The 23,433-nt window shown below is 65.2% G+C and carries 18 protein-coding genes and 1 pseudogene; 5 read left to right on the plus strand and 14 right to left on the minus strand.

Going from position 1 to position 23,433, the window contains the following annotated elements; translation table 11 throughout:
* The 3 genes from ABIB00_RS05820 to guaB form a co-directional block, all read right to left on the minus strand.
* The gene (locus tag ABIB00_RS05820; protein WP_354103679.1) at positions 1 to 297 is read right to left on the minus strand and encodes a hypothetical protein; all 297 of its coding nucleotides are present in this window, start codon (positions 295 to 297) and stop codon (positions 1 to 3) included.
* Between the two features lie 149 nt (positions 298 to 446).
* Positions 447 to 1,469, minus strand: coding sequence for an NADPH-dependent curcumin/dihydrocurcumin reductase (curA, locus tag ABIB00_RS05825; RefSeq protein WP_354103680.1), 1,023 nt, complete (start codon positions 1,467 to 1,469; stop codon positions 447 to 449).
* Between the two features lie 253 nt (positions 1,470 to 1,722).
* Positions 1,723 to 3,216, minus strand: a complete 1,494-nt coding sequence (gene guaB / locus ABIB00_RS05830) for an IMP dehydrogenase (RefSeq protein WP_354103681.1) — start codon at positions 3,214 to 3,216, stop codon at positions 1,723 to 1,725.
* Between the two features lie 398 nt (positions 3,217 to 3,614).
* On the opposite strand from guaB, the gene ABIB00_RS05835 reads away from it, so the two are divergent.
* On the plus strand, positions 3,615 to 5,105 hold the full coding sequence (locus tag ABIB00_RS05835) for a DHA2 family efflux MFS transporter permease subunit (protein WP_354103682.1): 1,491 nt from the start codon (positions 3,615 to 3,617) through the stop codon (positions 5,103 to 5,105).
* A 40-nt stretch (positions 5,106 to 5,145) separates the two neighbouring features.
* Here ABIB00_RS05835 and ABIB00_RS05840 read toward each other — a convergent pair whose 3' ends face one another.
* Positions 5,146 to 5,832 (minus strand): RlmE family RNA methyltransferase, encoded by a 687-nt coding sequence (locus tag ABIB00_RS05840; protein WP_247346005.1) that lies wholly within the window; start codon positions 5,830 to 5,832, stop codon positions 5,146 to 5,148.
* Between the two features lies 1 nt (position 5,833).
* Positions 5,834 to 6,904, minus strand: a complete 1,071-nt coding sequence (locus ABIB00_RS05845; protein ID WP_354103683.1) for a Ppx/GppA phosphatase family protein — start codon at positions 6,902 to 6,904, stop codon at positions 5,834 to 5,836.
* Between the two features lie 209 nt (positions 6,905 to 7,113).
* Between ABIB00_RS05845 and ABIB00_RS05850 the strand changes: the two genes are divergently transcribed.
* Positions 7,114 to 9,480 (plus strand): xanthine dehydrogenase family protein molybdopterin-binding subunit, encoded by a 2,367-nt coding sequence (locus ABIB00_RS05850; RefSeq protein WP_354103684.1) that lies wholly within the window; start codon positions 7,114 to 7,116, stop codon positions 9,478 to 9,480.
* A 139-nt stretch (positions 9,481 to 9,619) separates the two neighbouring features.
* Here ABIB00_RS05850 and ABIB00_RS05855 read toward each other — a convergent pair whose 3' ends face one another.
* Complete coding sequence (locus ABIB00_RS05855) at positions 9,620 to 10,423, minus strand: hypothetical protein (protein WP_354103685.1); 804 nt, start codon at positions 10,421 to 10,423, stop codon at positions 9,620 to 9,622.
* 154 nt (positions 10,424 to 10,577) lie between these two features.
* Between ABIB00_RS05855 and ABIB00_RS05860 the strand changes: the two genes are divergently transcribed.
* Genes ABIB00_RS05860 through ABIB00_RS05870 form a run of 3 tightly spaced genes read left to right on the plus strand, consistent with a single transcriptional unit; the run spans position 10,578 to position 13,972 of the window.
* A complete protein-coding gene (locus ABIB00_RS05860; RefSeq protein WP_247506122.1) occupies positions 10,578 to 11,075 on the plus strand; it encodes a YaiI/YqxD family protein in 498 nt (165 codons plus the stop codon).
* 8 nt (positions 11,076 to 11,083) lie between these two features.
* The gene (locus tag ABIB00_RS05865) at positions 11,084 to 12,889 is read left to right on the plus strand and encodes an ABC-F family ATP-binding cassette domain-containing protein (protein ID WP_354103686.1); all 1,806 of its coding nucleotides are present in this window, start codon (positions 11,084 to 11,086) and stop codon (positions 12,887 to 12,889) included.
* 3 nt (positions 12,890 to 12,892) lie between these two features.
* Positions 12,893 to 13,972 (plus strand): D-TA family PLP-dependent enzyme, encoded by a 1,080-nt coding sequence (locus ABIB00_RS05870; protein WP_354103687.1) that lies wholly within the window; start codon positions 12,893 to 12,895, stop codon positions 13,970 to 13,972.
* A gap of 111 nt (positions 13,973 to 14,083) precedes the next feature.
* Here the strand turns inward: ABIB00_RS05870 and ABIB00_RS05875 are convergent, their stop codons facing one another.
* The 8 genes and pseudogenes from ABIB00_RS05875 to ABIB00_RS05910 all read right to left on the minus strand — a co-directional run bounded on the left by ABIB00_RS05875 (position 14,084) and on the right by ABIB00_RS05910 (position 23,394).
* Complete coding sequence (locus ABIB00_RS05875) at positions 14,084 to 15,301, minus strand: TIGR03862 family flavoprotein (protein WP_354103864.1); 1,218 nt, start codon at positions 15,299 to 15,301, stop codon at positions 14,084 to 14,086.
* Entirely contained in the window at positions 15,298 to 16,215 is a 918-nt protein-coding gene (locus ABIB00_RS05880; protein ID WP_354103688.1) for an SDR family NAD(P)-dependent oxidoreductase, read from the minus strand. The genes ABIB00_RS05875 and ABIB00_RS05880 overlap by 4 nt, the downstream gene beginning before the upstream one ends.
* Before the next feature lie 234 nt (positions 16,216 to 16,449).
* Positions 16,450 to 16,929, minus strand: a complete 480-nt coding sequence (locus tag ABIB00_RS05885; RefSeq protein WP_354103689.1) for a MaoC family dehydratase — start codon at positions 16,927 to 16,929, stop codon at positions 16,450 to 16,452.
* Positions 16,930 to 18,648 carry an AMP-binding protein gene (locus ABIB00_RS05890; RefSeq protein ID WP_354046797.1) on the minus strand — a complete coding sequence of 573 codons (1,719 nt, stop codon included), beginning with the start codon at positions 18,646 to 18,648 and terminating at the stop codon, positions 16,930 to 16,932. It lies immediately after the preceding gene.
* Positions 18,648 to 19,547, minus strand: a pseudogene (gene mmsB / locus ABIB00_RS05895) (3-hydroxyisobutyrate dehydrogenase); the annotation flags it as partial. The gene ABIB00_RS05890 and the pseudogene mmsB, both read right to left, overlap by 1 nt.
* Before the next feature lie 21 nt (positions 19,548 to 19,568).
* Positions 19,569 to 20,636 (minus strand): enoyl-CoA hydratase/isomerase family protein, encoded by a 1,068-nt coding sequence (locus ABIB00_RS05900; protein ID WP_354103690.1) that lies wholly within the window; start codon positions 20,634 to 20,636, stop codon positions 19,569 to 19,571.
* Positions 20,633 to 21,778, minus strand: a complete 1,146-nt coding sequence (locus ABIB00_RS05905) for an isobutyryl-CoA dehydrogenase (protein ID WP_354103691.1) — start codon at positions 21,776 to 21,778, stop codon at positions 20,633 to 20,635. Before ABIB00_RS05905 ends, ABIB00_RS05900 begins: the two co-directional genes overlap by 4 nt.
* A 119-nt stretch (positions 21,779 to 21,897) precedes the next feature.
* Positions 21,898 to 23,394, minus strand: coding sequence for a CoA-acylating methylmalonate-semialdehyde dehydrogenase (locus ABIB00_RS05910; RefSeq protein WP_247345963.1), 1,497 nt, complete (start codon positions 23,392 to 23,394; stop codon positions 21,898 to 21,900).
* Between the last annotated feature and the right edge of the window lie 39 nt (positions 23,395 to 23,433).

Below are 23,433 nucleotides of genomic sequence, written 5' to 3' on the forward strand. Positions count from 1 at the left end.
TCAAGCGACGCTTTTGAGATCCTGCTGGATCGCGGCAAGCAAGGATTGCAGCGCCTCGCTGTTCACCGGCTTGGTCCCGGTATCGGCACGCTGAACATTGGCAGGCCGCGCGACTTTGACCGGACGCTTGGGGAATGGCGGCAAAGGCGTGGGCATCGCGGGTTGCGTGAACGCGCGCTCATCATCGCCGTGAACGAATTTGCCATGGATGACGTCGTCTCGACGGCCCATGACGAACATGGTCGCCCAATAGCCAGCGGCCAAAAGGATTACGCAGAAAACAACAATCTCTAACATCATCGCACCTGAAATATGCGCAATGATTCAATGCCTTCGCCGCCCCGTCAATGAACCGACGGTCACACTTGCGGCTTTTGCGGGCAGGTGTGGCCGATCGGTCACTCTTTATTAACCATCTCCGCCCCCGAGGGGGCCGGAGCGGCGGATCAAGCCTTGTCCGGCCCGACCCGCACCAGCTGCTTGCCGAAATTGGCGCCCTTCAGGAGCCCCATGAAGGCTCCGGGCGCGCTTTCCAGGCCCTCGGTGACGAACTCCTTGTACTTGACCTTGCCGTCCCGGACCCAGCCGGACATATCGCGCAGGAAGTCACCATGGCGGGAGGCGAAGTCGGAGACGATGAAGCCGCGGAACGTCAGCCGCTTGGTCAGGGTCGCGCGCATCATGCTGGCCGCCCATTTCGGCGGCTTGGCCTCGGTGTCGTTGTAATGCGCAATCAGGCCGCAGACCGGCACGCGCGCGAACGGGTTGAGCAGCGGGAACACCGCCTCGAACACCACGCCGCCGACATTCTCGAAATAGACATCGATGCCCTTCGGACAGGCGTCTTTCAGCTTCGCCGCCAGATCAGGATCGCGGTGATCGAGGCAGGCATCGAAGCCGAGCTCCTTCACCACGTAGTCGCATTTGTCCTTGCCGCCGGCGATGCCGACTGCGCGTGCCCCCTTGACCTTCGCGATCTGGCCTACCGCCGAGCCGACGGCACCGGAGGCGCCGGCGACGACGACGGTCTCGCCTTCCTGCGGCTTGCCGATATCGAGCAGGCCCGTGTAGGCGGTCATGCCGGGCATGCCGAGCACGCCGATGGCCGTCGAGATTGGCGCGAGCTTCGGGTCGATCTTGTTCAGCCCCTTGCCGTCGGAGATCGCATGCGTCTGCCAGCCCGCGCGCGACAGCACGATGTCGCCCTTGGCGAAGTTCGGATTGTTGGACGTCGCGACCTCGCAAACCGTACCGGCTTCCATCACGCCGCCGACCGGCACCGGCGTCGCATAAGACGGACCGTCGCTCATGCGCCCACGCATATAGGGATCGAGCGACAGCCAGATCGTGCGCAGCAGGACTTCGCCCGCGCCTGGCGTCGGGACTGCGAATTCCTCAAGGCGGAAATCGGACGACTTCGGCTCGCCGACGGGACGCGCGGCGAGAACGATGCGTTTTGCTTGGGTCATGATGGCTTCCTCCGGAGTTTTCTTCGTCGCGAGCGAAGCGGAGGGAGGCAGCTGCGTCAATACAAAAGCATTGGGGTAACCGGCGCTGATGCGAGCGCCTCTCGTGTCCCGGACGCGCTGCAGCGCCCTTGCGCTGCTGCGCAGAGCCGGGACACAGAACGCCCCATGCGATCAGGTGGAAAGATGGGCCCCGGCTCTGCAGCGCACCGCTAAAGAAGCGCTGCGCTGCCTCCGGGGCACGAAGGCGAGACGACTAACCGCCGCCCGGATAGTTCGGCGCTTCACGCGTGATGGTCACGTCGTGGACGTGGCTTTCGCGCAGGCCCGCACCGGTGATGCGGACGAAGTTCGCCTTCTCATGCAGCTCCTTCATGTCCTTTGCACCGACATAACCCATCGCGGCGCGCAAGCCCCCGGCGAGCTGGTGCATGACGTTGCCGACCGGGCCCTTGTAGGGCACCTGGCCCTCGATGCCTTCTGGCACGAGCTTCAGCGTGTCCTTGATGTCCTGCTGAAAGTAGCGGTCGGCCGAGCCGCGCGCCATCGCGCCGACCGAGCCCATGCCGCGATAGGCCTTGTAGGAGCGGCCCTGCCACAGGAACACCTCGCCGGGCGTCTCGTCGGTGCCGGCGAGCAGCGAGCCGACCATCGCGATGTCGGCGCCGGCGGCGAGCGCTTTGGCAAGGTCGCCGGAGAACTTGATGCCGCCGTCGGCGATGACGGGGATGTCGGCCTTCTTGGCAGCTTCGACCGCATCCATGATCGCGGTAAGCTGCGGCACGCCGACGCCGGCGACGATGCGCGTGGTGCAGATCGAGCCCGGGCCGATGCCGACCTTGATGCAGTCCGCGCCCGCATCGATCAGCGCCTGTGCGCCCTCGGAGGTCGCGACGTTGCCGGCAACGACCTGCACCGAGTTGGACAGTCGCTTGATGCGGTTGACCGCATGGAGCACGTGACGGGAATGGCCGTGCGCGGTGTCGACCACGACGAGATCGACGCCGGCATCGATCAGCCGCTCGGTGCGCTCGAAGCCGCTATCACCGACCGTGGTGGCGGCGGCGACGCGCAGACGCCCCTGCGCGTCCTTGCAGGCCAGCGGATGCGCGACCGCCTTCTCTATGTCCTTCACGGTGACCAGTCCGACGCAGCGATATTGATCGTCGACGACGAGCAGCTTCTCGATGCGGTGATGGTGCAGCAACCGCCGCGCCTCGTCCTGGCTGACATTCTCGCGCACCGTGACGAGACCTTCATGTGTCATCAGCTCGGAGATTTTTTGCTGGCGGTCGGTGGCAAAGCGGACGTCGCGGTTGGTGAGGATGCCGACCAGCTTGCCCGGTGTGGACTTACCCGCACCGGTGACGACGGGAATGCCCGAGATGCCGTGATCGCTCATCAGCTTGAGCGCGTCGTCCAGCGTGGCGTCGGGGCTGATGGTGAGCGGGTTCACCACCATGCCCGACTCGTAGCGCTTGACCTGCCGCACCTGGGCGGCCTGCCCTTCGGGATCGAAATTGCGGTGGATGACGCCGAGGCCGCCGGCTTGCGCCATGGCGATCGCCATGCGGGCTTCGGTGACCGTGTCCATGGCGGAGGCCATGATCGGGATGTTGAGCGGGATGGCGCGGGTGACGCGGGAGCGGATGTCGACCTCGCCCGGCATGACGTCCGACAGGCCCGGCTTCAACAGCACGTCGTCGAACGTAAAGCCTTCGCGAATGCCCTGAAGTTGCACCGTGGCCATTTGCCAACTCCTTCCTGCGGCCCTGCCGCAAATAGCTATGGATGAGCGCCGCCCTCGGCGTACCTTGCGGCATCGCCGGAGAATCGGAGCCCATCGGTGGGGTTGACGCGGGTCGATAGCACGGGAGGGTGACGAATCAAAGCAAATCGGACCGCCGGCCAGCCATGCACAGGCCTTTTTAGGCAAGTTCAGCGCGGATAGCTCCGCGGCCCGTGCCGCCGGATGGCGTCCACGACGGCCCCGTGCCGGTAAATCATCGCGATCTCCGGCGCAGGGGCGCGCCCATCTGGGGTCACGCAGGATTTAGGTGCTATGCGTTGATCCGCAATGGTGGCGGGTCGGCGGCGATGATAAGCCGCAACTCCGCCCTTCCTTCCGATTTCCATTACCAATTCGTCATGGTCGACAAGCAACGCGTCATTCCACTGATCGTGGCCACTGCTCTCTTCATGGAGAACATGGATTCGACGGTCATCGCCACATCGCTGCCGGCGATCGCGGCCGACATCGGCACCAGCCCGTTGACGCTCAAGCTCGCGATCACCTCCTATCTGCTGTCGCTTGCGGTGTTCATCCCGGCGAGCGGCTGGACTGCCGACCGGTTCGGCGCGCGCATGGTGTTTGCGATCGCGGTCGGCGTGTTCATGGTCGGCTCGGTCGGCTGCGCGCTCTCGACATCCGTCAACGATTTCGTGTTCGCGCGCATCCTGCAAGGCATGGGCGGAGCGATGATGACCCCGGTCGGACGCCTCGTGCTGCTGCGCTCCGTCGACAAGAGCGCGCTGGTCAATGCAATGGCCTGGGTGACGGTCCCTGCCCTGATCGGCCCAGTGATCGGGCCGCCGCTCGGCGGCTTCATCACCACCTATGCGTCGTGGCACTGGATCTTCCTGATCAACATCCCGATCGGGCTGCTCGGCATTTTCATGGCCTTGCGCTTCATCGATCCCATCAAGAGCGAGGAACGCGAGCCGTTCGACCTCTACGGCATGGTGCTGGCGGGCCTCGGCCTTGCCGGCATTGCGTTCGGGCTCTCGGTTGCCGGTCTCAATCTGTTGCCGTGGAGCACGATTGCCGCCCTGGTCGTCGGCGGATCGATCTCGATGACGCTCTACGTCATTCACGCGCGGCGGACGGGATCGCCGGTGCTCGACTTCTCGCTGCTGAGGCTTCCGACGCTGCGCGCGGCCATTCTCGGCGGGTTCATATTCCGGCTCGGCATCGGCGCGCTGCCGTTCCTGTTGCCGCTGCTGATGCAGATCGGCTTCGGCCTGTCGCCGTTCAAGTCCGGTCTCGTCACGTTTGGCTCTTCGCTCGGCGCCATGGGCATGAAGGCGCTGGCCGCACGCATCATCCGCGCGTTCGGCTTCCGCAAGCTGATGACGGTGAACGCACTCGTCAGCGCGGTTTTCCTCGCCGCCTGTGCGCTGTTCACGGTGACGACGCCGCTGCTCATCATCATGATCATCCTGGTGATCGGCGGCTTCTTCCGCTCGCTGGAATTCACCGCGATCAACACGGTGGCCTATGCCGAAGTCGAGACTGCGCAGATGAGCCGCGCCACCACGCTCGTCAGCGTCAACCAGCAGCTCGCGGTCTCGGCCGGCGTCGCCGTGGGTGCCGCCTCGGTGGAGACCACGATGTGGCTCAGCCATGTCAGCGAGCTCAACGCCACCGTGTTTGCGCCGGCCTTCGTCGTGATCGCCCTGACCTCGGCTGCGTCGAGCTGGTTCTTCTGGCAGATGCCCGATGATGCCGGCCACGAAGTCTCCGGCCGCAAGGCGGTCGAGATCGCGAGCCGCAAGGGTGCGGGCAAGGGCGCGGCGAGTGCCGCCATCAAGGCAGCGACGGAGGATACCCAGGACGCGCGGGATCAGCGGCTGGGATAGTCTCTGTTCTCGTCATTGCGAGCAATGACGGAGTTTGTTGCTATTCCGTCGCCCCGCCCCGAAATCCCGTCGCGAGCACGTAGCGCTCCGAGGAATCCGCACGGCTTGCGGCAGGCTTGACGTGACGCACCGTCGCAAAATCGCGCTTGAGCTGAGCGAGCAGCTCGGCGTCGGCGCCGCTCTGGAACGCCTTTGCCAAAAAAGTTCCGCCGGGCTTCAGCACGTCGCAGGCAAAGGCGGCGGCGGTCTCGATCAGGCCGACGATGCGGAGCTGGTCGGTCTTGCGGTGGCCGGTGGTGTTGGCGGCCATGTCGGACATCACGACATCGGCGCCGCCGTCGAGCATGGCCTTGAGCTTGTCCGGCGCGTCATTGTCCATGAAATCGAGCTGAGCGAACTCGACGCCGGCAATCTCGGGGATGTCCAACAGGTCGATCGCGATCACCTTGCCCTTGCCGTCGACCGAGCCGACGCGCTTGGCGGCGATCTGGCTCCAGCCGCCCGGCGCAGCGCCGAGATCGACCACCGCCATGCCGTGCTTGAGCAGCCGATATTTGTCGTCGATCTCCAGCAGCTTGAACGCGGCGCGCGAGCGATAGCCCAGCGCCTTCGCCTTGATGACATAGGGGTCGTTGAGCTGCCGCTCCAGCCAGAGCTTCGACGACAATTTGCGCTTGCCGTGGGTCTTGACCTGGACGTGCAAGCGGCCGGTGGTGTCCTTGGCCATCTCACCAGCTCCTGAGTGCGCCGTCTTCGCGCATCATCTCGACCAGCATGCCCTCGCGCAGGCCCCGGTCGGCGACGCGCAGGCGCGGCAGCGGAAAGGCGCGGCGGATCGCATCGAGGATGGCGCAGCCGGCCAGCACGAGATCGGCGCGCTCGACGCTGATGCAGCTGTTGCCGGCGCGTTCCTCGTAGCTCATGCCGAGCAGCATGTTGATGGTCGCGGTGACGTCGGTATCATTCATCCAGACGCTGTCGATCCGGCGCCGATCGTAGCGCGCGAGCTTGAGATGGATGCCGGCAAGCGTCGTCACCGTGCCCGACGTGCCGAGCAGATGCATGTCGGCAAGATCGCCGCCATGCTGTTCGGCGAACGGCGTGATGTGACGGGCGACCTCGCGCTCCATCGCAGCGTAGATCTCCGGCGTCACGTCGCGCCCGCCGAATTGCTCGGCCAGTGTGACCACACCGAACGGAATCGACATCCAGGCTTTTATGCGTGGCTCCGGATTCTCCCAGTCGCGCTCGATCCGCACCAGCTCGGTCGAGCCGCCGCCGATGTCGAACAGGATCGCGCCGCGCCCCCTGGGATCGACCAGCGGCGAGCAGCCGAGCACGGCGAGCGCCGCCTCGGTCTCGCGGTCGATCACCTCGAGCTCGATGCCGGTCTCGGCCGCGACGCGGCTGCGAAAATCCTCCGCATTCGAAGCCGCACGGCAGGCCTCGGTGGCGATCAGCCGCAATCGCTTGGCTTTGCGCAGATTGATCTTGTCGCGACAGATGCCGAGCGCCACGACGGCGCGCTCGATCGCAGCCTCGCTGATGCAGCCGGTTGCCGAGACACCCTCGCCGAGCCGGATGATGCGCGAGAACGAATCGACCACGCGAAAGCCGTCATCGGTCGGACAGGCTATCAGGAGCCTGCAATTGTTGGTGCCGAGGTCCAGCGCCGCATAGACGCCGGTTCCCGGCGCTTGCGCGCCGACGGCCGGTTCCGTGGCAAACGCCACCGCCGCCATCGACCCCAGCTCACCGTGCGGCGCGAGGCCGTCGCGGAGCCGCGTGTGGTCATTCATACAAATTGTCTTTCCGCGGCCGGGTGGGCCGAGCTGGAATTGCTTTTTCGCCTGAAACCTTAGCAGTGCGTCAGTCCTGCGCAACAACGCATCACATGGGACCATGCCCATTCGTGCGTTGTCGTGAACGGGCCGGTGGGTTATCTCAACAGGATCCGGTCCCCCGCTGGCGCGAAAATGCGCAAATGCCGGCTTTTCAGGTCATTTCCATGCAAGAACACACGAAATCATCCACGCTCGAAAACGCTATTGCACTGCAAAAATACGGTGTCGGGCAGCCGGTCCGCCGCAAGGAGGATGACACGCTGGTGCGCGGCAAGGGCCGCTATACCGACGATTTCAACCTGCCCGGCCAGGCCCATGCCGTGGTCGTCCGCTCCACCCATGCCCATGGCGTCATCCGCGGTATCAACACCGACGCCGCCAAGGCGCTGCCCGGCGTGCTGGGGGTCTGGACCGGCACGGACCTCGATGCGGCCGGCTACGGCCCCTTCACCTGCGGCCTGCCGCTGAAGAACCGCGACGGCTCCCCCCTGCGCCAGACCAACCGCCAGCCGCTGGCGACCGACAAGGTCCGCTTCGTCGGCGATCCCGTCGCCTTCGTGGTCGCGGAGACGCTGGCCCAGGCGCGCGACGCGGCCGAGGCGGTCGAGCTCGACATCGAGCCGCTGGCCGCGGTGACCGAGCCCGAGGACGCCGCAAAACCCGGCGCGCCGCAACTCTACGACCACATCCCGAACAATGTCGCGCTCGACTACCATTATGGCGACATCGAGAAGGTCAACGCCGCCTTCGCCGGCGCCGCTCACGTAACCAAGGTCGACATCGAGAACACCCGCGTCGCCGTGGTCTCGATGGAGCCGCGCGTTGGCCTTGCCTCCTACGACAAGAAGACCGAGCGCTACACCATCCAGATGCCGACGCAGGGCGTCGCCGGCAACCGCGCCAACCTCGCCAAGAACCTGAAAGTGCCGAACGAGAAGGTGCGCATCCTCACCGCCAATGTCGGCGGCTCCTTCGGCATGAAGAACGTCAACTACCCCGAATACATGTGCATCCTGTACGCGGCCAAGGAGCTCGGCCGCCCGGTGAAGTGGCTGGACGAACGCTCCACCAGCTTCTTGTCCGACAGCCACGGCCGCGCGCAGAAGATTCATGCCGAGCTGGCGCTTGACGCCGAGGGGCATTTCCTCGCGGCAAAGCTCGAAGGCTACGGCAATCTCGGTGCCTACATCACCGGCGTTGCGCCCAGTCCGCTCTCGCTCAACACCAGCAAGAACTTTTCCAGCGTCTATCGCACACCGCTGATGGCCGTCGACATCAAGACGGTGCTGACCAACACCACGCTGATGGGCGCCTATCGCGGCGCCGGCCGGCCCGAGGCCAACTACTACATGGAGCGGCTGATCGACCGCGCCGCCGACGAGATGGGCATCAACCGCCTGACGATGCGCAAGCGCAACTTCATCAAGCAGAACCAGATGCCGTTCGCCGCCTCCTCCGGCGTCACTTATGACAGCGGCGACTTCCAGGCTGTCTTCAACAAGGCGCTCGAAATCTCCGACCACGAGAATTTTGCCAAGCGCAAGAAGGAGAGCAAGAAGGCCGGCAAGCTGCGCGGTATCGCCGTCGGCTCCTATCTGGAGGTTACGGCACCTCCCGGCGTCGAGCTCGGCAAGATCGTGTTCGATCCCGACGGCTCCGTGCAGCTCATCACCGGCACGCTCGATTACGGCCAGGGCCACGCATCCGCATTCGCGCAGGTGCTGTGTGCGCAGCTTGGCGTGCCCTTCGACAGCGTCAAGCTGGTGCAGGGCGACAGCGACATCGTCCACACCGGCAACGGCACCGGCGGTTCGCGCTCGATCACCGCGAGCGGCATGGCGATCGTGGGGGCCGCCAAGCTCGTAATCGAAAAGGGCAAGCGTGCCGCTGCGCACATGCTGGAAGCGTCCGAAGCCGACATCGAATTCGCCGACGGCAGCTTCACGATCGCCGGCACCGACCGCAGCATCGACATCATGGAACTCGCCAAGCGCCTGCACGACGGCAAGACGCCGGAGGGCGTGCCTGACAGCCTCGACGTCGACCACACCAGCGAACCGGTGCCCTCGGCCTTCCCGAACGGCTGCCACGTCGCCGAGGTCGAGATCGACCCTGACACCGGCGTGGTGCAGGTCGTCCAGTACAGCGCCGTCAACGATTTCGGCACGGTGATCAACCCACTGCTGGTCGCGGGCCAGCTCCATGGCGGCGTCGTCCAGGGCATTGGGCAGGCGCTGATGGAGCACATCCGCTACGACGAGAGCGGCCAGCCGATCACGGGCTCGCTGATGGACTACGCCCTGCCGCGCGCCGAGGACGTTCCGTTCATGACGGTCGGCGACCACCCCGTGCCGGCCACGACCAATCCGCTCGGCAGCAAGGGCTGCGGCGAAGCCGGCTGCGCCGGCAGCCTGTCGACGGTCGTGAACGCAGTGATCGACGCCCTCTCCGACTACGGCATCAAGCACATCGACATGCCGCTGACCCCGGAGCGGGTGTGGCGCGCGATCCAGGATGCGAAGGCGGCGTAAGGCTGCGTAATCTCCGCGTCCACAACTGTCATCGCCCGCAAAAGCGGGCGATCCAGTATTCCAGAGGCGGCGCGGCTAGAATCGAGAAGCCGCGGCGTACTGGATGCCCCGCCTTCGCGGGGCATGACAGCGCGTGTTGTTACGCCGCCGCCTGCTCGCGCGGCTGGAAGATCGCGGTGTGCTGGCAATGCGCCAGCGGCGTGGTGCCGTTGGCGACCACCAGCGCGTCGAGCTCGACGAAGCGGTGGCCTTTCTTCTCGTAGTTCGCGGTCACTTTTGCCCGCGCGGTGATCTCGTCGCCGGCGCGTGCGGCTGACAGCAGCTGCATGCGGCTGCCGACATGGATCCACGGGCCCAGAATGGTGTTGTCCACCAGCACGCGGTTCATGACGCGCTGGATCAGGCCGGGATGGCCGAGCCCCTCGCGCGCGAAGATCGGATCGGGCTTCCTGATGTCGGCGAGGTAGTCGGCTGCATCCTGCCCGGCCCAGCGCCGGGGCGTCGTGCCCAGCCAATTTCCGGTTTCGAAGGTCGCTGCGCTGACTGGCTTACGCTCGGCCACCACAGGCACCGCGATATACTCGCTCAACGACACCGCAGTCGCGGCGGCCGCCGGCAGCGTTGCCGTCCCGGTGGCGCAGAGCTCGGTGCGGCTGAACACCTCGATCGTGAGCAAGCCATTGTGCTCGGTCGCATCGACATCGGCGGTCTCGCCGTCATAGACCGGCTTGATGAAGCGCGCCTCGACCAGCCCGCGCGACAGGAAATCGCGGCCCCAGCGCGCCACCGGCACGTGCATCATGTAGGCGAAGACATCGACACCGGGAACCAGCCCGCCGGAAAAGCCGAAGCGGCGCGCCACATTGTCGTCATGCATCTTGTTTTCGGATTGTTTTGCAGTGTTGTAGGCCACGACGCGATGGGTTTCGAGCCGGTTCGGCATGGCGTCACCTTCCCTCAATTCTTGCTCTGAATTCTTGTTGTTGCGGATCGATCGTAGGCCTTGAGGAACCGGGGTCAATCCCCTCGCCTTTGCGGCCCGGATGGGGTACCACGCGCGGGCTGCGGAACCGCTTCGCAAGCCCCATCTACGGATAATGACGAACCCTCAAAACACCACCCGCATCTACGTCGACGCCGACGCCTGCCCCGTCAAGGACGAGATCTATCGCGTTGCCGGCAGGCACGGCTTGCCCGTGAGCGTGGTCGCGGGCAATTTCATCCGTGTGCCGCAGGACCCGCTGATCGAGCGGGTGGCCGCGGGCGCTGGTATGGATGCCGCCGACGACTGGATCGCCGAGCGCGCGGGGCCCGGCGATATCGTTATTACCTCGGATATTCCGCTCGCGAGCCGCTGCGTGAAGGCCGGCGCCGATGTGATTGCATCCAACGGCAAGCCGTTCACGGAAGAATCGATCGGGATGACGCTCGCGGTCCGCAACCTGATGACGGATTTGCGCTCTGCGGGCGAAGTCACGGGCGGCCCGAAATCGTTTGCACCACGCGACCGCTCGACGTTTCTGTCGACGCTCGACCAGACCATCCGCCGCATTCAGCGCCGCCGCGCCGACCAGGCCGCAACAAGACAGGACTGAGACACCGCATGGCGCCACCGCTGATTCAACTGCGCGATATCAAGCTGACCTTTGGCGGCACGCCGCTCCTGGCGAACGTCGAACTGTCGGTTTCGACCGGCGAGCGCGTCTGCCTGATCGGCCGCAACGGTTCGGGCAAATCGACACTGCTCAAGATCGCTGCCGGCCTGGTCGAACCGGATGGCGGCAGCCGTTTCGTGCAGCCCGGCGCCACCATCCGCTACCTGCCGCAGGAGCCGGATTTTGCCGGTTTCTCCACCACGCTGGCCTATGTCGAGGCCGGCCTCCATGCCGGCGACGATCACTATCAGGCGCGCTATCTGGTCGAACAGCTCGGCCTCAGCGGCGAAGAAGACCCGGCGCATGTGTCGGGCGGCGAAGCGCGCCGCGCCGCGCTGGCGCGCGTGCTGGCGCCCTCGCCCGATATCCTGCTGCTGGACGAGCCGACCAACCATCTGGATCTCACGACCATCGAATGGCTGGAGGGCGAACTGGAGAGCCGCCGCTGCGCGCTGGTGATCATCAGCCACGATCGGCGCTTCCTGAGCAATCTCTCGCGCAGCACCGCCTGGCTCGACCGCGGCCAGATCCGGCAGATCGACCGCGGCTTCAGTGCCTTTGAGGCCTGGCGCGATGAGGTGCTCGCGGAGGAAGAGCGCGACCAGCACAAGCTCGACCGCAAGATCGTCAATGAGGAGCACTGGTTGCGCTACGGCGTCTCGGGCCGCCGCAAGCGCAACGTCAAGCGGCTTGGAAACCTGCACGCGCTGCGCGATCAGCGCCGCACCCATCGCGGAGCGACGGGCAACGCCAACCTCGCGGCTGCCGAAGCCGACAAGTCCGGCAAGCTCGTCATCGAGGCCAAGAATATCAGCCGGTCCTATGGCGAGCGAAAGATCGTCGACGGCTTCTCGATCCGCGTCCAGCGCGGCGACCGCATCGGCATCGTCGGCCCGAATGGCGCCGGCAAGACGACGTTGATCGAGATGCTGACCGGCGGCAGCGCACCGGACAGCGGCAGCTTACGGCTCGGCGCCAACATCGAGATGGCGACGCTCGACCAGCACCGCGAAAGTCTCGATCCCAAATCGACGCTGGCCGAGGCGCTGACCGGCGGCCGCGGCGACCACGTCATGGTCGGCGGCAAGCCAAAGCATGTCGTCAGCTACATGAAGGACTTCCTGTTCGCCCAGGAACAGATGCGCACGCCGCTGGAGGTGCTGTCCGGCGGCGAGCGCGGCCGGCTGATGCTGGCACGCGCGCTGGCGAAGCCCTCCAATCTCCTGGTGCTGGACGAGCCGACCAACGACCTCGATCTCGAGACCCTCGACGTCCTCGAGGAAATGCTCGGCGACTACGAGGGCACCGTAATTCTGATCAGCCATGATCGCGACTTTCTCGACCGCGTGGTGACGTCCGTGATCGTGCCCGAGGGCGATGGGCGCTGGCTCGAATATGCCGGCGGTTACACCGACATGTTGGCCCAGCGTGGCGTCGACTTGAAGCGCGCGACGGCGAAAGCCGCCGAAGAGAAGAGAGAGACGCGGTCAGCAGCGCCTTCCGGCGTCACCAAACGACGGTTGACGTTCAACGAGCAACACGCGCTGGAGACGCTGCCCAAGGCCATCGCCAAACTGCAGGCCGAAATCGCCAAGCAGCAGCGGTTCCTTGACGACCCCGATCTCTTCCGCAAAGATCGCAAGCGCTTCGATCAGGCTTCCGACGCTCTGACGAAAGCGCAAGGGGAACTGGCCGAGGCCGAGGACAAATGGCTGGAGCTCGAAGTGCGGCGCGAAGAGATCGAGAAAGCTTGACCCATGACAACGACACTCGCTGCAAAAATCGCCCGCGAATACGGCACGCCCTGCGCCGTCATCGACATGGACAAGGTCGAACGCAACATCGCGCGCATCCAGAAGGCCTGCGATGACGCGGGTGTCGCCAACCGTCCCCACATCAAGACGCACAAGAATCCGACCATCGCGAAGATGCAGATCGCGGCCGGCGCGAAAGGCATCACCTGCCAGAAGCTCGGTGAAGCCGAGATCATGGCCAATGCCGGCATCGATAATATCCTGATCAGCTACAACCTGCTCGGCGACGAGAAGATGGCGCGGTTAGGGGCGTTGCAGGCCAAGGCCAACATGACGGCCGCCGCCGACAACTCGACCGTCGTCGCCGGTCTGCCCAAGGCCGCCGCTGCGTCGGGACGACCGCTGTCGGTCGTGGTCGAATGCGATACTGGGCGCAAGCGCGCCGGTGTTGAAACGCCGGCCGAGGCGATTGCGCTCGCGCGCGAGATCGCCGCGTCCAAGGGGCTCGAGTTCGCCGGCTTCATGCTGTATCCGACCGAGACCGGCTGGGCGGACGCGCAAAAGTTCTACGACGAGGCTCTGGCCGGCGTGCGCGCGCACGGGCTGGATGCAAAAATCATCTCGACCGGTGGCACGCCAAACCTGAAGAATCTCGGCAAGCTCAAGGGCGGCACCGAGCACCGCTTCGGCACCTACATCTACAACGACCGCATGCAGGTCGCCGCCGGCTCCGCCACCTGGGACGACTGCGCGCTGCACATCTATTCGACGGTGGTCAGCCGCGCCGCGCCCGAGCGCGGCATCCTCGATGCCGGCTCCAAGACGCTGACCACGGATACCGGCGGCCTCGACGGCCACGGCCTGATCCTGGAGCACCCCGAAGCCAAGATCGCGCGCTTCGCGGAAGAACACGGCTTCCTCGACCTCTCCCGCAGCAACACCAGGCCCAATGTCGGCGACATCGTGCGGATCGTGCCCAATCATGTCTGCGTCGTCGTCAACATGATGGACGAGGTGGTGATGGTGCGCGGCGAAGAAATCATCGGCACGCTTCCAGTCGCGGCACGGGGGAAGCTGCGGTAGGGGCTTCGACGATTCCACAGCCGTCATTGCGAGGAGCTCTTGCGACGAAGCAATCCAGACTACCTCCGTGGAGGATTCTGGATTGCTTCGCTACGCTCGCAATGACGGTGTTTAGCGGTCGAGCCACTTGAGCATACCCCGCCCCGCCGCAGCCCCCGTCGCGAACGAGGCCTGAAGCAAATAGCCACCCGTCGGCGCCTCCCAGTCCAGCATCTCACCGGCTGCGAACACGCCCGGCAGCTTGCGGATCATGAAGTCCGCGTCGAGCTCGTCGAACGAAATCCCGCCGGCGCTGGAGATCGCGCGCGCGATCGGCGCCACGCCTGCGAGCTTGATCGGCACGGCGTTAATCAGCTCCGCCAATCGTTCAGCCGACATTGCCGACAACGATTGACCCGCACCGATGGCGGCTTCCTGCAACAGCCCGACAGCGACCGGAGACAGCTGCGCAGCCTTGCGCAAGAAGTTGGAGAATGACTGCTTGCCGCGCGAGGCGGACAGACGCTTGACGAGTTCGCCATGATGGACGTCCGGCCGCAACGCGACGTGCAGGACCGCTTCGGCGTTCGCCGCAATCGCCTCGCGCAGTTCGGCCGACAATCCATAGATCGCCCCGCCCTCGATCCCGCCGCTTGTGATGACGGCTTCGCCGCGCGCGCGGTGCGGGCCGAAGGACAGCACAGCACCCTTGAGCGGATGGCCTTCGAAGCGCGTGCGGAAGATTTCGGACCAAGCGACGATGAAGCCGGAGTTCGCAGGCCGCAGCGGCGAGATTGAAATGTCTTTGTCGGCCAGGATCGTCGTCCAGCCGCCATCGGAGCCCAGTCTCGGCCAGCTTGCGCCGCCGAGTGCCAGCACCGTGGCGTCTGCGGCGATGGCGGCGGCGCCGCCGGGTTTTTCAAAGACTAGCCGTCCCTCCCCGTCCCAGCCCATCCAGCGATGGCGAAAGGCAAAGCGCACGCCGGCGGCATCGAGCCGTCGCAGCCAGGCCCGCAGCAAGGGCGAGGCCTTGAACGCTTTCGGAAACACACGCCCGCTGGAGCCGACAAACGTCGGCTCACCCAGCGCCTCGCTCCAGGTACGCAAGGCGTCAGGTGGAAACGCTGCGATCGCCGCGTGCAGCTTCGGCGCCGCCTCGCGATAGCGCGCCATGAACTGCGGCAACGGCTCGCTGTGGGTGAGATTGAGCCCGCCGCGGCCGGCCATCAACAATTTGCGGCCCGCGGACGGCATCGCGTCGTAGACGGTGACGCGAGCACCGCCTTGCGCCAGCACTTCGGCCGCCATCAGCCCGGCAGGGCCGGCGCCGATGACGGCGACGGCTGTCAGAGTTTTACCCCGGCGCGCGCAGCGGCCTGCGCCACGTATTTCTGCGTCTGCTCGAACGCTCCCTGCAGCGCCTTCGCCTTCGACATGTCGCTGATCTCGGCGAAATGCGCGGCGACCGCGTCCGGGGTCCACTCGGACTCCGGCAGATTGATGCCTTCGCTCTCGACGATCTTGATCACTGCGAAGGATCCGGCGCCGGCGCCCATGATAGTGCGCGTGGGCGCGTCCTCGCTGAGCATGTACTCGACTGCGGGCGTGATCGCGTTCGGCTTCATCAATTGCAGCGCCTGCGGCGGGAGCAGCTCTTCCGTCATGCGGGTTGCCGCCGTCGGCGAGATGATGTTGACGCGGATGTCGGTCTTGCGGCCCTCTTCCGCCAGCACGTTCATCAGGCCGACCATGCCGGACTTGGCCGCACCGTAATTGGCCTGGCCGAAATTGCCGTAGAGGCCGGAGGACGACGTGGTCAGCACGATGCGGCCGTAGCCACGGTCGCGCATGCCGGCCCAGGCCGCCTTGCAGCAATAGAAGGTGCCGACGAGGTGCACGTCGAGCACCTTCTGGAAATCGGCCGCTTCCATCTTGCCGAACGACTTGTCGCGCAAAATGCCGGCATTGGCGCACAAGAGGTCCACGCTGCCCCACTCCCTGGTGGTGCGCTCGACCATGGCGGTGACCTGCTCGAAATTCGAAACGTCGGCGCCGTCGGCCATCGCGGTGCCGCCGGCCTTGCGGATTTCCTCGACCACGGCTTCCGCAGGCGAGAGCGAACCGCCGCTGCCATCGCGCGCGCCGCCGAAATCGTTGACCACGACTTTCGCACCGCGGCTCGCCAGCCCCAGCGCATGCGCCCGTCCGAGACCATTGCCCGCGCCGGTAACGATGGCGACGCGTCCGTCGAACCTGATTGCCATTGTGCAGTTCCTGCTTCTTCTTCCTTCTCCCCTTGTGGGAGAAGGTGACGCGAAGCGCCGGATGAGGGGTCTCTATCGACGGCGGAGCTCGCGGAGAGATACCCTCACCCGGCTTCGCGTTCCGCGAAGCCACCCTCTCCCACAGGGGAGAGGGTGAGAAAGCTCCGCGAGAGATTTGAACAGCTTTTGAGCAGCGATGGCTGGCCGGGTCAAGCCCGGCCATGCCGACCTACCCTAGGCGAAATAGATCAAGCCAAGCCACTCCGCGACCAGCGCGGGCTTGTCTTCGCCTTCGATCTCCACCGTGACGTTGGTGCGCGACTGCAGCTCGTTCGGCTTGCGCAGCTTGGCTTCCGCCAGCACGAAGCGGCCGCGGACCCGCTTGCCCGAGCGCACCGGCGAGATGAAGCGCAGCTTGTCGAAACCGTAATTGACGCCCATCCTGGTGCCCGCGATGACAGGCATCACCTCATAGGACATGATCGACAGGAGCGACATCGTGAGGAAGCCGTGCGCGATGGTGGTGCCGAAGGCGGTTTCCTTCTTGGCGCGCTCAGGATCGACATGGATGAACTGGTGATCCTCGATCACGTCGGCATAGGTGTCGATGCGGGGCTGGTCGACCAGGTGCCACGACGACACGCCGATCTCCTTGCCGGCCATGGCCTGATAGGCGTCCAAGGAAATCGGCGGCTTCTTCCAGACTTCGTTCACTTAGGTCTCACTCCGTGTTTTCGGCAGCTCCGGAAAATCCTCCTCGCGGAATTCCCGGCCGCGCAGGGGATCATTGCGGTCGTCGTCGCGCTCGAGACGTCGGAGCTGCACGCGGCGGATCTTGCCTGAGATCGTCTTCGGCAGCTCCGTGACGATTTCGAGGCGGCGGATGCGCTTGAACGGCGCAAGGCGCGTATGCAGATGTTGGAAGATCGAGAGCGCCGTCGCCGGCGATCGCTCCGCGCCCGCGGTCAGCAGCACGAAGGCCTTGGGAACCGCGAGCCGGATCGGATCCGGGCTCGGCACCACGGCGGCTTCCGCCACCAGCTCATGCTCGAGCAACACGCTCTCCAGCTCGAACGGGCTGATGCGATAATCGGAGGATTTGAACACGTCGTCGGAGCGGCCGACGAACGTGAGATAGCCATCCTCGTCTTCGAACACGACGTCACCGCTGCGATAGAGTTCGCCTTCGGCGCCGGACAGCCCGCCGTCGTCGCCCTGATATCCCTGCATCAGGCCGGCAGGGCGCTCACGGCCCAGCAGCAGCGCCACCTCGCCTTCCCTGGCAGGATAGCCGTCGGCGTCGCTGACCTGCACGCGGTAGCCCGGCAAGGGCCGGCCCATCGATCCGACCTTGATCTTTTGCCCCGGCGAGTTGCCGGCGAGCGCGGTCGTTTCAGTCTGGCCATAGCCGTCGCGGATGGTGAGGCCCCAGGCGGCCTGCACCTGGTCGATCACTTCAGGATTGAGCGGCTCGCCTGCGCCGCAGACCTCGCGCAACGCCACCTTGAAAGCTGCGAGGTTCTCCTGGATGAACAGCCGCCACACCGTCGGCGGCGCGCACAGCGTGGTGACGCCGCAGCGGCCGATGGTGGCAAGCAGTCCCTTGGCGTCGAAGCGCGGCTGGTTGACCACGAACACGGTCGCGCCCGCATTCCACGGCGCGAACAAACAGCTCCAGGCGTGCTTGGCCCAGCCGGGCGAGGAGATGTTGAGATGGACGTCGCCGGGCTTCAACCCGATCCAGTACATGGTCGAGAGATGGCCGACGGGATAGCTGCGCTGGCTGTGCCGCACCAGTTTTGGCTTTGCCGTGGTGCCCGAGGTGAAATAGAGCAGCATCGCGTCATCGGCGTTGGTCGGGCCGTCAGGCGTGAATTGCTCCGAAGCTTTTGCCGCTCCGTCATAGGCAAGCCAGCCGTCGGAGGCCGCACCGACCACAATGCGGACGATGTTCTCCGCACCAAGGCTGGTGAATTTTGCGACCTGATCCTCGGCGGCGACCACCGCCTTCGCCTTGCCGCGATCGAGCCGGTCGCGGAGTTCGTCCGCCGTGAGCAGCGTGGTGGCGGGAATCACGACGACGCCGAGCTTCATCGCAGCCAGCATGGTCTCCCACAGCGGAACCACATTGCCGAGCAGCAGCAGGAGATGATCGCCGCGCTTCAGGCCCTGCGCGCGGAGGAAGTTCGCCACCTGGTTGGAGCGGCGCGAGAGTGCCGCGAAGGACAATTTGGTCTGCCGGTCCTGTGCGGCATCGACGATCCAGAGCGCAGGACGATCCTTGCTGTCAATATTCGCCGCCAGCTCGGCGTCGAACCAGTCGAGCGCCCAGTTGAAAGGAACCGGATCGGGCCAGCGGAAGTCCTTGACCGCTGTCTCGTAGTCCGTGCGGTTATGAAGCAGAAACGCGCGCGCTTCCTGAAATGTCGTCATCAAGCTTTCCCGGCCAGACTCCTAACGTGCTTGATAATGCCGGAAAAATCCACCCCGCTCTGGCCGGCTGCGTCGAAGGACTGATAGATCTCCTGCGCATGCTTGCCGAGCGGCGTCGCCGCGCCCGCGGCCTTGGCGGCGTCCTGCGCCAGCGTCAGATCCTTTACCATCAGCGCCGAGGCAAAACCCGGCTTGTAGTCGTTGTTGGCCGGCGAGGTCGGCACCGGTCCCGGCACCGGGCAATAGGTCGTGAGCGACCAGCACTGGCCCGACGAGGTCGAGGCGACGTCGAACAGCGCCTGATGCGAGAGGCCGAGCTTCTCAGCCAACGCAAAGGCTTCGCTCACCGCGATCATGGAAATGCCGAGGATCATGTTGTTGCAGATCTTTGCCGCCTGGCCCGCGCCGGCGCCGCCGCAATGGACAATCTTCTTGCCCATTTTTTCCAGCACCGGCTTGGCTGCCGCAAACGCGCTCTCCTCGCCGCCGCACATGAAGGTGAGCGTCGCACCCTTGGCGCCACCGGTGCCGCCGGAAACCGGCGCATCGACAGCGAGCACGCCGTTCTTGGCGGCCAGCGCATGCGCCTGCCGTGCGCTCTCGACGTCGATGGTGGAACTGTCGATGATCAGCGCGCCCTTGGTCATCGCAGGAACGACCTCTCCCCACACGCCGAGAACGTGCTTGCCGGCGGGCAGCATCGTGACGACGACATCGGCGCCCTTCACAGCGCCCGCCGCGCTGTCGGCTATGCCGGCGCCATCGGCCTTGGCCTGGTTGCGCGAGCCCTCGGCGAGGTCGAAGGCCACCACCTTGTGGCCGGCTTTGACCAGATTGGCCGCCATCGGGCCGCCCATGTTGCCGAGACCAATGAATGCAATCGTGGCCATCTCGATGTCCTCCGCTGAACGTTTCGTTGATTAGTTGAACTTCAATTCGTCGGTGCCAATCTCGGCGAGATACGGCGCAAGCAGGTCCGGCGTGACATCCTCGATGCGCGGCGGCGACCAGGTCGGATTGCGGTCCTTGTCGATCACGGCGGCGCGTACGCCCTCGCGAAAATCATCGCTGCGGAAGACTTCCAGCGCGGCGCGATATTCGCGCACCAGGCACTCTTCCAGGCTCGACGCCGTGCGTGCAAGCCGCAAAAGCTTCAATGTTACCACCATGCCGCGCGGTGACTTTTCATTGAGCGTCTTCAATGTCGCATGGGCGAACTCCGAGCCGTCGCGCTTGAGCGCAGCGACGATGTCCTCCATGCGGTCGAAGCCGAACAATGCGTCGATCGTCGCCTGCCTGGCCGCCACCGGCCCCGCGGCCTCGCCGGCGGCAAAACCGTTGATCAACTTGCTCACATCAGCCGCGGTCACGCCCTGGCGAACCTTGGTCAGCGCTGCCCGCAACTCCGGCCATTTGGCAACCGGCACCACGGCATCGGCGAATTTCGCATGGATGGCGTCGGGGCCGTTCATGGTCTGGCCGGTGAGACCAAAATAGGTGCCGATCTCGCCCGGCGAGCGTGACAGCAGATAGGTGCCGCCGACATCGGGGAAGAAACCGAGCCCGACCTCGGGCATCGCGAGCCTGGTGCGCTCGGTGACGATTCGATGGCTCGCATGGGCCGAGAGCCCGACGCCGCCGCCCATCACGATGCCGTCCATGAAGGCGACATAGGGTTTTGGGAATTTCTTGATCCGGGCGTTGAGGATGTACTCCTCCCGCCACAGACTCTTGCCGAGATCGCCGTCGACCTTCGAGCTCTCCCAGAGCGCGCGGATGTCGCCGCCGGCACACAGGCCGCGCTCGCCGGCACCTTCCAGCACGATCACGGCAACGGCAGGATCGGCCTCAAAACGGTCGAGCGCCTTGTCGATGCCGCGAAACATCTCCAGCGTCACGGCGTTGATCGCCTTCGGACGGTTGAGCCTGATAATGCCGGCCGAGCCTTCGACCCGTGCGACCAGATCGTGCTCTTCCACACCACTCATCGCCCGCCCTCGATCAGTTTGCGCGCCACGATGAGCCGCATGATTTCATTGGTGCCCTCGAGGATCTGGTGCACCCGCAAATCGCGCACGATCTTCTCGATCCCGTATTCGCTGAGGTAACCGTAGCCGCCATGGAGCTGGAGCGCCTGGTTGGCGACCTCGAAGCCGGCGTCGGTCCCAAAACGCTTGGCCATGGCACATAGCATGGTGGCGTCCGGGTCCTTGCGGTCCAGCGCCGCCGCTGCGCGCCACAAGAATGTGCGCGCGGCCTCGAGCTCGATTGCCATGTCGGCGAGGCGGAATTGCAGCGCCTGGAATTCGTCTAGGCGCTTGCCGAAGGCTTTGCGCTCTTTCATGTAGGAACGCGCCTTGTCGAACGCGGTCTGCGCACCACCGAGCGAGCATGCCGTGATGTTGAGACGTCCGCCGTCGAGACCGGCCATCGCAATCTTGAAGCCGACGCCCTCTTCGCTTAAGCGATTGGCGACCGGCACGCGGGCGTTCTCGAAAATCACGGCGCGGGTCGGCTGCGCGTTCCAGCCCATCTTGCGCTCGTTGGCGCCGAACGAGACGCCCGGCGTCTTGCCGTCGATGACTAGGGTCGAGATGCCGCCGGGACCATCGCCACCGGTGCGCACCATCGCGACCAGGAGATCAGTGCCGCCGGCGCCGGAGATGAACTGCTTCTGGCCGTTCAGCACATAATGATCGCCGTCACGCACGGCGCGGGTGCGCAGCGCTGCAGCGTCCGAGCCGGCGCCGGGCTCGGTCAGGCAGTAGCTCGCAATCAGCTCCATGGTGCAGAGCTTTGGCAACCATGTGTGGCGCTGGGTGTCGCTGCCGTAGGCATCGATCATCCAGGACGCCATGTTGTGGATGGAGATGAAAGCCGAGGTGGTCGGACAGCCCGTCGCCAGCGCCTCAAAAATCAGCGCCGCGTCGAACCGCGTCATGGCGGAGCCGCCGACATCCTCGCGGATGTAGATGCCGCCCATCCCGAGCGTGGCGGCCTCACGCATGATTTCGACGGGAAAATGTTTCTCCTCGTCCCAGCGTAGCGCGTGCGGCGCGATCCTCGAAGCCGCAAACGCCAACGCCATGTCGCGAACCGCAATCTGATCCTCGTTCAGAGCGAACTGCATGATGGGCTGCTCACTGTTCTCGTCATTGCGAGGAGCGAAGCGACGAAGCAATCCAGTGTGTCCGAGGAGAAAGTCTGGATTGCTTCGCTACGCTCGCAATGACGGGCTGGGCTACAGCCTTACTTCATCAGCGGAATCGAGAACTCCGCGCCTTCCTTGACGCCGGACGGCCAGCGCGAGGTCACCGTCTTGGTCTTGGTGTAGAAGCGGACCGAGTCCGGGCCGTGCTGGTTGAGATCGCCGAATCCGGACTTCTTCCAGCCGCCGAAGGTGTAGTAGGCGATCGGCACCGGGATCGGCACGTTGATGCCGACCATGCCGACATTGACCTTGGCCGCGAAGTCGCGTGCGGCATCGCCGTCGCGGGTGAAGATCGCAACACCGTTGCCGTAGTCATGCTCGGACGGCAGCGCCAGCGCTTCCTTGTAGTCGTGCGCGCGCACGACCGAGAGCACGGGACCAAAGATCTCTTCCTTGTAGATCCGCATGTCCTTGGTGACGTTGTCGAACAGCGAACCGCCGAGATAGAAGCCGTTCTCGTAGCCCTGCATCTTGAAGCCGCGGCCGTCGACGGCGAGGGTCGCGCCTTCCTTGATGCCGATATCGATATAGCCCTTGACCTTCTCGACCGCCTCGCGCGTCACCAGCGGACCGTAATCGGCCGACGGATCGATCGAGGTGCCGATCTTGAGCGACTCGACGCGCGGGATCAGCTTTTCCATCAGGCGGTCGGCGGCGGACTTGCCGACGGGCACGGCCACCGAGACGGCCATGCAGCGTTCGCCGGCCGAACCGTAGCCGGCGCCGATCAGCGCGTCGACGGCCTGGTCCATGTCGGCATCGGGCATGATGATGGCGTGGTTCTTGGCGCCGCCAAAACACTGGCAGCGCTTGCCGGTCTGCGCGGCACGCTCGTAGATGTATTGCGCGATCGGCGTGGAGCCGACGAAGCCGACAGCCTTGATGTCGGGATCGTCCAGGATGGCGTCGACCGCTTCCTTGTCGCCGTTGACGACGTTGAGGATGCCGGCCGGCAGGCCCGCCTCGATCATGAGCGCGGCCAGCATCATCGGCACGCCGGGATCGCGCTCCGACGGCTTCAGGATGAAGGCGTTGCCGCAGGCGATCGCGGGGGCGAACTTCCACATCGGGATCATCGCCGGGAAATTGAACGGCGTGATGCCGGCGACGACGCCGAGCGCCTGGCGCATGGAGTAGATGTCGATGCCGGGTCCGGCGCCTTCGGTGTATTCGCCCTTCATCAGATGCGGGATGCCGCAGGCGAATTCCGCGACTTCGAGGCCGCGCTGGATGTCGCCCTTGGCGTCGGGCACGGTCTTGCCGTGCTCACGCGCCAGCATCTCGGCAAGCTTGTCGTAGTCGCGCTGCACCAGCTCGACGAATTTCATCATCACGCGGGCACGGCGCTGCGGGTTGGTCGCGGCCCATTCCGGCTGCGCGGCGCGGGCGTTCTCGACGGCAGCGCGGACCTCGGCCTTGGACGCCAGCGCTACCTTGCCCTGGACGTCACCGGTCATCGGCTCGAAAACGTCGGCGGTGCGGCCCGATGTGCCCTTGACCTCCCTGCCGCCGATGAAATGTCCGATTGAACGCATGGAATGATCTCCCTGGAAGTCGAGCACGATCGCTTTGAC

The organism is Bradyrhizobium sp. LB14.3 (assembly GCF_040547985.1).
Lineage (GTDB): Bacteria > Pseudomonadota > Alphaproteobacteria > Rhizobiales > Xanthobacteraceae > Bradyrhizobium.

Bases quoted from the DNA above. Each gene is read 5' to 3' on its own strand.
- ABIB00_RS05855 (WP_354103685.1), bottom strand. From the start codon at position 10,423: ATGCCGAACCGGCTCGAAACCCATCGCGTCGTGGCCTACAACACTGCA.
- ABIB00_RS05910 (WP_247345963.1), bottom strand. From the start codon at position 23,394: ATGCGTTCAATCGGACATTTCATCGGCGGCAGGGAGGTCAAGGGCACA.
- ABIB00_RS05865 (WP_354103686.1), top strand. From the start codon at position 11,084: ATGGCGCCACCGCTGATTCAACTGCGCGATATCAAGCTGACCTTTGGC.
- ABIB00_RS05820 (WP_354103679.1), bottom strand. From the start codon at position 297: ATGTTAGAGATTGTTGTTTTCTGCGTAATCCTTTTGGCCGCTGGCTAT.
- ABIB00_RS05840 (WP_247346005.1), bottom strand. From the start codon at position 5,832: ATGGCCAAGGACACCACCGGCCGCTTGCACGTCCAGGTCAAGACCCAC.
- guaB (WP_354103681.1), bottom strand. From the start codon at position 3,216: ATGGCCACGGTGCAACTTCAGGGCATTCGCGAAGGCTTTACGTTCGAC.
- ABIB00_RS05900 (WP_354103690.1), bottom strand. From the start codon at position 20,636: ATGAGTGGTGTGGAAGAGCACGATCTGGTCGCACGGGTCGAAGGCTCG.
- ABIB00_RS05845 (WP_354103683.1), bottom strand. From the start codon at position 6,904: ATGAATGACCACACGCGGCTCCGCGACGGCCTCGCGCCGCACGGTGAG.
- ABIB00_RS05880 (WP_354103688.1), bottom strand. From the start codon at position 16,215: ATGGCAATCAGGTTCGACGGACGCGTCGCCATCGTTACCGGCGCGGGC.
- ABIB00_RS05860 (WP_247506122.1), top strand. From the start codon at position 10,578: ATGACGAACCCTCAAAACACCACCCGCATCTACGTCGACGCCGACGCC.
- ABIB00_RS05835 (WP_354103682.1), top strand. From the start codon at position 3,615: ATGGTCGACAAGCAACGCGTCATTCCACTGATCGTGGCCACTGCTCTC.
- curA (WP_354103680.1), bottom strand. From the start codon at position 1,469: ATGACCCAAGCAAAACGCATCGTTCTCGCCGCGCGTCCCGTCGGCGAG.
- ABIB00_RS05850 (WP_354103684.1), top strand. From the start codon at position 7,114: ATGCAAGAACACACGAAATCATCCACGCTCGAAAACGCTATTGCACTG.
- ABIB00_RS05890 (WP_354046797.1), bottom strand. From the start codon at position 18,648: ATGACGACATTTCAGGAAGCGCGCGCGTTTCTGCTTCATAACCGCACG.
- ABIB00_RS05870 (WP_354103687.1), top strand. From the start codon at position 12,893: ATGACAACGACACTCGCTGCAAAAATCGCCCGCGAATACGGCACGCCC.
- ABIB00_RS05905 (WP_354103691.1), bottom strand. From the start codon at position 21,778: ATGCAGTTCGCTCTGAACGAGGATCAGATTGCGGTTCGCGACATGGCG.